Raw genomic sequence first — 6,251 nt, 5'->3', positions numbered from 1 at the left:
CGCCCCCCGCCGTCCCGTCCCCGGTGGCCGAGCCGGCCTCGGAGGACGCCTCCGCCGGCTTGAGCACGGTGACGTGGGCCACGCGCGTCACCGCGGGCGCGTGTCCGGTGAGCGCCCGCACGCGCGCGCTCAACTGTTGCAGCAGGGGTTCCGCCTGTTCCGGCTCACGGCTGGACGCGACGGCGCGCACCTGGGCCGTCAGCGTGTCCGCGGCGCTCAGGAGCAGGTCCACCAGGTCCCGGTCGAGCAGCTTCCGGTCCCCACGCACGGCATCCACCAGGTCTTCCACCCGGTGCGCCAGCATGGCGATGGGCTCGAACCCCATGGAGGACGCCATGCCCTTCACGGAGTGGGCGTGGCGGAACATCGAGTCCACGGTGCTGGCGGTGGCCTCGCGCTCCAACTCCACGAGGTCCCGCCCGAGCGCCTCCAGGTGCTCGGTGGCCTCGGAGATGAAGAGGCCCAGGTACCGGGACATGTCCATCGTCATGACCCGGTACCTCCCACAGGCGGACGGGGCCGCGACCCGGGCGGGCGCGGCCCTGCGTCGCTCAGGCCTCGCCCAACACCTTCTTGACGACCGCCAGCACGTCCTCGGCCCGGAAGGGCTTGACGATGAAGTCCGAGGCGCCCGCCTCGATGGCCTCCATCACCAGGCTCTCCTGCCCGAGCGCGGAGCACATGATGACCACCGCGCTGCTGTCGGCCTTGATGATTTCCCGCGTCGCTTCGATTCCGCTCTTGAACGGCATCACGATGTCCATCGTCGTGAGGTCCGGTTTCAACTCCTTGAACTTCTCCACGGCTTCCAGGCCGTTGGCCGCCTCACCGACGACCTCGAACCCTCCAGACGCAAAGATGTCCTTGATCATGTTGCGCATGAAGATGGCGTCGTCGACGACCAGCACCCGCTTAGCCATGTGAAGAACTCCGCCTCCGTTTCAGGCCTGAGGGAGCGCACCCTATCACCGGCCGTTTCCAGGGGGCTACTCACTTGGAGGGAGTGAACAAGGCAACGACCGCCGCATCAAGTCCTTCCGGATCCAGCACGGTCACTCCCAGACCGCCCAGGCGGGCAACGCCGCGAACCGCGGGCATGACCTTGCCCGGGGCCGCGCTGACGCGCTCCACCGCCTCGATGCCGTCCACATCCGTCACCAGGAGCCCCAAATCCCGCCGCCCCCGGTCCAGCAGTACCACGCGGCACAGCGGGGTGGGGCCTTCTGGCAGATGCAAGAGCTGCCGCAGCTCCACCACCGTCACCACGCGACCGCGCAGGTTCATCACTCCAGTGATGGCGGAAGGGGCCCGGGGCACGCGGGTGTAGCGCTCCGGGGGCACGACGACCTCCCGGACCGCCGACAAGGGCAGCCCGTAGCGCTCCTTCTCTACCCGGAAGATGACGTGCCGCACGGTGGAGCCCTTTGTAGCAGAGGCGGCGGACCGTCCGGAGCCCTCAGGGCCCCAGGCGGAAGCTGCGCACCACGCTCTGCAGTTCCACGGAGAGGTTGGTCAGCTCGCTCGCCAGCGACGTCATCCGCGACACCGCGGCCGTCTGCTCCTGGATGACGGCCTGGATGGCCTCCGTGGAGCTGGCGTTGTTCTTCGCCACGAGCTTGATTTCCTCGATGGCCTTCACCATCTCCTCGCTGCCCTTCATCTGCTCGCGGGTGCTGTCGGAGATGAGCGTCACCTTCTCCGCGCCCTTGCGCGCGGTGTCGGTGATGGCTCCCATGGAGCGCATGATGTCGGTGAGGTCCTCGCGGCCCTCCGCCAGCTCCGCGATGCCTTCCTTCATGGCGCTCACGACGGAGGAGGACTGACCGGAGATGTCGCGCGCCAGGCGGGAGATCTGCTCCGCGGAGCGGCCCGCGCTCTCCGCCAGCTTGCGCACCTCGTCGGCGACCACCGCGAAGCCGCGGCCGTACTCGCCGGCGCGCGCCGCTTCGATGGTGGCGTTGAGGGCCAGGAGGTTGGTCTGCTGGGCCACCTGGGTGATGGCGTCGACGATCTTGGAGATCTCCTGCGTCTTCTCACCGAAGGCGAACACCTGCTGGCTGGCGGACTCGATGCGGTTGAAGACCTTCTTCACCTTGTCGCCCGCGAGCTTCGCCGCCTTGGAGCCGTCCTCCGCGCTGCTGCTGGTCTCCGCGGACGTGCGGGCCGCGTCCAGGGCGGAGGCCGCCGTGCGCTGGATGCTGCCGGCCATCTCCGTGATGACCTTGGAGGCCTGGGACACGAGCTGCGACTGGGTCTCCGCGCCGCTGGCGATCTTCTCCATCGACGAGCCCACCTCCTCGGTGGACCCGTTGACGTTCTCCGCCGAGCGCTGCAGGTCGATGGCCGTGTCCGCCACGCTCTTGGCGGTGTCCTGAATCTTGCCGACCAGCTCGCGCAGGTTCTCCTGCATCCGGGAGATGGCGCCCGTCAGCTCGTCGATTTCGTCGCGCGTGCTGTGGACCTCCGCGGCCACGGGCTTGGACAAATCCCCCTGGGAGATTTCGAACGCGGAGCGGCTGAGCACCTTCACGCGGGTGACGCGCGCCAGCAGCGAGGGCAGGTACGCCGCGCCGCCGAAGGTGATGAGCACGCCCACGCCCACCCGGATGACGTAGCTCCAGCGGCCCCAGGACGCGTCGAAGCTGCTCTCGCTGCCCAGCAGCCACGTGCCCAGCAGCAGGCCCAGGACGATGTAGCCGGTGGTGATCTTCCGGTGCAGCGACTGCTCGCGGACGACCTTGGGCCCCTCCACGGCGCGCAGCATTCGCTGCACGGGGTCGCGTCGGGGGGTGAGACCGGAGGAAGGGTCGTCGCGAAGGGGGCGGCGCACGGAGTGCTTTCAGCTGGGAGGGGCAGGAAGCAGCCCAGGGGTTTAGCCTTGCTGTCCGGTACGGGTCAATCATCCGCCCGGATGTGCCTGCCTGGACGGGCGAAGTGGTCGAAACCGGCGGGCGGGGTCAGCAGGCGCCCGGCGCCGTCCTTCAAGCTCCAGCGGCGCTCCCGGGTGAGCACGCCAATGGAGGTCACGGCCTCTCCGGCGCGAGCGCACGCCCGCTCGAACGCCGGGGCCCTGGAAGGGGGGACGGCCAGGAGCAGCTCGTAGTCCTCGCCGCCCTGGAGCGCCCCTTCGGGTCCCAGCGCGGCGCGCACGGCGGGTGACAGGGGCAGCCGCTCCAGCTCCAGCGTGACGCCCACCCGCGACGCGGCGCACAGATGACCCAGGTCCTGGGCGAGGCCGTCGGACACGTCCAGGCCGGCGGAGGCGAAGCGGGCGGCGAGGCGACCCAGGGCGACGCGGGGCTCCGGGCGGCGCTGGCGGCGCACGGCGCTTCCCCGGCGCAGGCCGGCCTGGAGCTGCTTCAGGCCCAGGCGCGCGTCGCCCAGGGTGCCGGAGACATAGAGCCGGTCCCCGGGCCGGGCGCCCGCGCGGGTGATGGGCGGATGGGACAGCTCGCCGGTGGCGGTGAGGGTGACGGACAGCTCGCGCGCGGAGGTGAAGTTGCCGCCCACGAGCGCGATGCGGTGCGCCGTGGCGAGCGCGGCCATGCCCCGGCCGAGCGCGGACAGGTGGCGCGCGGGGAAGTCCCCGGGCAGCGCGAGCGCGCAGACGAACCAGCGGGGCGTGGCGCCCATGGCGGCCAGGTCCGACAGGTTCACCGCGAGCGCCTTGTGGCCGATGTCGCCGGGAGAAAACGTGGCGCGGGTGAAGTGCACGTCCTCCACCACCGCGTCGGTGGTGACGCACAGCGCGCCCTTCGACGGGGTGAGCACGGCGCAATCGTCCCCCGGGCCGACGGGCACGCGGGCCTTTGGAAAGCAGGCGAGGAAGCGTTGGATGAGGTCGAACTCACCGGGCATGGGACGGCCACAGACCACGCCCGCTCCATGGGACGCAATGGTTCTGCTTTCGCGTCGTGGAGCGTCCGCAAGCAAACCGGCGGGCGCGGGTCCGGCGCGTGGCGTTGACGGTGTCAGCCCCACGAGGCATAGAAATTGGAGTGTCTTCCCAGCCCGTGCCCCTGGACCTGCGACGCCGTCTCGCGACGGAAGCGCTGGGCTGCGGGCTGGTGGTGGTGGCGCTGGAGGGCTCGCACCACGTCGCGGAGCACCTGGGCGCGAGCGCCACCGAGGGACGGCTCTTCATGTCCCTGTCGTGCGGCGCGGTGCTGGCGTGCCTGTTGTGGGTCCTGCGCCCGTTGTCCGGCGCGCACCTCAACCCGGCGCTCACCTTCGCGGACGCGCTGGGGGACCGCACGCCGTGGCGGGAGGTGCCGCTGTACGTGCTGGCGCAGCTCTTCGGCAGCCTCGTGGGGCGGCTCATCGCGCACCGCATGTGCAACGAACCGCTGCTGCTCACCGCGAGTCCGCCCACGGCCGACGGCGCCCGGTTCCTCACGGAGATGGTGGCGACGTTCGGTCTGCTGGTGGTGGTGCGCGGCTGCGTGCGCACGCGTCCGTCGGCCACGCCGCTGGCCATCGCGGGGTATGTGGCCGCGACGGTGTGGTTCACGGACTCGCGCTCGCTGGCGAACCCCGCGCTGGTGCTGGCTCGCGCGGCCAGTGCGCACGTGGGGGTGATGAACCCGCTGGAGGTGGAGTCCTTCATCGCGGCGCAGTTGCTGGGCGCGGCGCTGGCGGTGTTCCTCTTCCGCTGGCTGCTGGGAGGCACGCCGAAGCCCGCCCCCGCGCCCGAGGCGATGGAGACCGTCGTCTTCGAGTGCGCGGATGCAGGGCCCGCGCACCTGGCCGCCGCGCTCTTCAACACGCTGGCCCATCCGGAGCGCGCCCGCGCGGTGGTGACGCCGCCGGCCGAGGGGGGCTCGGGGCCACCGCTCGCGGTGGAGGCGCTGATGCGCGAGCTGCACCTGCGCCCGGCGCCCTTGAGGGACCGGGGCGTGCCCGCGTCGCACTACGTGCTCATCGAGGTGGCGGGCCAGGCACCGGGCATGGACGCCCGCGTGCGCGAGCGCTGGTCGCTGCCCGCGCTGTCCCTGACGAACGAGGCCGGCGCGCGGGCGTTGCAGTCCGCCCTGCGTCCCCGGCTCCTCCAGTTGCTGGCGCGACGGGGCTGGGAACGGCTGCACGTCGTGAGCGGGCCCGCGCCCGAGGGCCCTCGCGCGCTGACGTGATGCAGCTGGCGCGCGGCGCGTAACGCCAGAAAGGCGAGACCGTGCCCCCGGAGCGACCTGGGAGAGCGCAGCGAAGGACGGCGCCGATGGTGCGCACATCCCGCAGGCAGCGCTCACGGCCGCGCCGCCGTGCAGTGCCCGGCCGACTCCCGGTCCGATGGAACCGCATGCGCATGACGGAGCGCGGCGTTGACGTCAGCGCGATGGGCGAGCATGACAGTTCGACTCAGAGGAACCGCGCATGATGGAAGGTCTTCCCCCCGTCGTCTCCTGGCCGCCGCTGCAGACCCTGATGCGGCTGACGCTCGCGCTCGCGGTGGGCCTGTTCGTCGGGCTGGAGCGGGAGTGGCGCGGCAAGGAAGCGGGCCTGCGCACCTTTGGCTTCGCGGCGCTGCTGGGCGGCATGGGCGGCCTGCTGGGCCCGAACTTCGCGCTGATGAGCCTCGCGCTCCTGGGCGTGCTCCTGTGCTTCCTCAACTGGCAGTCCCTGCGCGCGAACGGCGGCGCCGAGCTGACGACCTCCGCCGCGCTGCTCGTGACGGGCTTCACCGGCGTGCTCTGCGGCCTGGGCCACACGGTGACGCCCGCCGCGGTGGGCGTGACGACGGCGGGCCTGCTCGCGTGGAAGGAGCGGCTGGCCACCTTCAGCCATAAAATCACCGCCGAGGAGCTGCGCTCCGCCATCCTGCTGGCCATCCTCGCCTTCGCCATCTACCCGGTGCTGCCCGCGCAGCCAGTGGACCCGTGGGGCCTCATCGAGCCTCGCGCCGCGTGGGTGACGGTCATCCTCATCGCCGCCATCGGCTTCGTGAACTACCTCCTGTGGAAGGTGTTCGGCGCGCACGGCGTGGAGGTGACGGGCTTCCTGGGCGGACTCGTCAACAGCACCGTCACCGTGGCGGAGCTGGCCAACCGCGTGCGCGAGACCTCCGGCCGCCTGCTGAACGTGGCCTACCGGGGCGTGATGCTGGCCACCGCCGCGATGGCGCTGCGCAACGCCGTGCTCCTGGGCCTGTTGTCCTTCCGCGCGCTGGTGAACTCCGCCATCCCGCTGGTCCTCATCCTGCTGTCCAGCACGGGCCTGGCGCTGATGCGCTCGCGCACCGAAGCCCCACCCGGCGC

At 71.4% G+C, this 6,251-nt stretch carries 7 protein-coding genes; 2 read left to right on the top strand and 5 right to left on the bottom strand.

Translation table 11 applies throughout. The features are described 5' to 3' along the window. The 5 genes from D7X74_RS38385 to thiL all read right to left on the bottom strand — a co-directional run. The coding region (locus D7X74_RS38385; RefSeq protein ID WP_199741995.1) for an Hpt domain-containing protein at window positions 1–490 on the bottom strand (490 nt) is incomplete at its 3' end. A gap of 61 nt (window positions 491–551) precedes the next feature. Continuing rightward, complete coding sequence (locus D7X74_RS38380; RefSeq protein ID WP_014400067.1) at window positions 552–920, bottom strand: response regulator; 369 nt, start codon at window positions 918–920, stop codon at window positions 552–554. A gap of 70 nt (window positions 921–990) precedes the next feature. Next, window positions 991–1,413, bottom strand: coding sequence for a chemotaxis protein CheW (locus tag D7X74_RS38375; RefSeq protein ID WP_120537920.1), 423 nt, complete (start codon window positions 1,411–1,413; stop codon window positions 991–993). 43 nt (window positions 1,414–1,456) lie between these two features. Continuing rightward, window positions 1,457–2,830 carry a methyl-accepting chemotaxis protein gene (locus D7X74_RS38370; protein WP_167508753.1) on the bottom strand — a complete coding sequence of 458 codons (1,374 nt, stop codon included), beginning with the start codon at window positions 2,828–2,830 and terminating at the stop codon, window positions 1,457–1,459. A gap of 65 nt (window positions 2,831–2,895) precedes the next feature. Beyond that, a complete protein-coding gene (gene thiL, locus D7X74_RS38365; RefSeq protein WP_120537919.1) occupies window positions 2,896–3,858 on the bottom strand; it encodes a thiamine-phosphate kinase in 963 nt (320 codons plus the stop codon). A gap of 140 nt (window positions 3,859–3,998) precedes the next feature. On the opposite strand from thiL, the gene D7X74_RS38360 reads away from it, so the two are divergent. Continuing rightward, window positions 3,999–5,129, top strand: coding sequence for an aquaporin (locus D7X74_RS38360; RefSeq protein ID WP_233602435.1), 1,131 nt, complete (start codon window positions 3,999–4,001; stop codon window positions 5,127–5,129). A 241-nt stretch (window positions 5,130–5,370) separates the two neighbouring features. Continuing rightward, on the top strand, window positions 5,371–6,251 hold an 881-nt coding region (locus D7X74_RS38355), incomplete at its 3' end, for a DUF4010 domain-containing protein (RefSeq protein WP_120537918.1).

Origin of the sequence: Corallococcus sp. CA047B, from assembly GCF_003612065.1 — a bacterium.
Classification (GTDB): domain Bacteria; phylum Myxococcota; class Myxococcia; order Myxococcales; family Myxococcaceae; genus Corallococcus; species Corallococcus praedator.
This window is presented reverse-complemented; position numbering and strand designations above follow the sequence as displayed.

What these genes read in the sequence shown, in the direction of transcription:
- thiL (WP_120537919.1), bottom strand. Translation starts at nt 3,858, where the DNA reads ATGCCCGGTGAGTTCGACCTCATCCAACGCTTCCTCGCCTGCTTTCCA.
- D7X74_RS38380 (WP_014400067.1), bottom strand. Translation starts at nt 920, where the DNA reads ATGGCTAAGCGGGTGCTGGTCGTCGACGACGCCATCTTCATGCGCAAC.